This window comes from Roseisolibacter sp. H3M3-2, from assembly GCF_029211165.1.
In the GTDB taxonomy this organism is placed as follows: domain Bacteria; phylum Gemmatimonadota; class Gemmatimonadetes; order Gemmatimonadales; family Gemmatimonadaceae; genus Roseisolibacter.
In genome coordinates, this window is sequence record NZ_JARGEK010000774.1 from 1 (window position 1) to 634 (window position 634).

2 pseudogenes are annotated in these 634 nt (G+C 81.5%); one reads left to right on the forward strand and one right to left on the reverse strand.

The window, feature by feature from the left end:
- Nucleotides 1-296: pseudogene (locus tag PYV61_RS26330) on the reverse strand (hypothetical protein); the annotation flags it as partial.
- A gap of 97 nt (nt 297-393) precedes the next feature.
- Here PYV61_RS26330 and PYV61_RS26335 point away from each other — a divergent pair.
- Nucleotides 394-634, forward strand: a pseudogene (locus PYV61_RS26335) (hypothetical protein); the annotation flags it as partial.

Sequence of the window (634 nt, forward strand, 5' to 3'; positions counted from 1 at the left end):
CGCGCGACCACGCGCGCGCCCGCCGTGTCGGGGAGCGCCGCGCGCGCGAACGTCGCCACCGCCGCGCGGTCCCCGACCACGAGCGCCGTCGCCGTGTCGGCCGCGCCCGAACGCGCGCCCGTCGGCACGCCGTCGGCCGGCCACTCCACCAGCACGCGCCCCGCCCCCGCCGCCCTCGCCCGCCACAGCGAGACGGCGCGCGCGCGCGTCACGCGCACGGTCGCGGTGTCCGAGAGCCGGGCCCCCGCGAGCGCCAGCGCGGCCGACAGCGCGTCGTCGCGGGGGGCGCCGCGCACGGAGACACTGGAGAGTCGCGATGGGGCGGGAGTCGCAGGAGCGGGAGTCGACACCACGGGAGTCGTGACCGCGTCCTGCGCCGTCGCGACTCCCGTGGTGTCGACTCCCGCCGTCGCGACTCCCGCCGTCACGAGCCGCGCGCGTCCTCCCCACTCCGCCCGCACGGCGAGCGTCGCCGCATCCACCTCCTCTCGGGCCATCGGCGACACCACGACGAGGCTCGGCGGGTCGGCGGCGGCGGCGCGCGAGGGCGCGGCGCGGCGGGCGGCGACCAGCGCCGCGGTGAGCGAGCCCCGCGCGTCGGGCGTGCGCGCGGGGAGCGCCGCGTCGAGCGCGC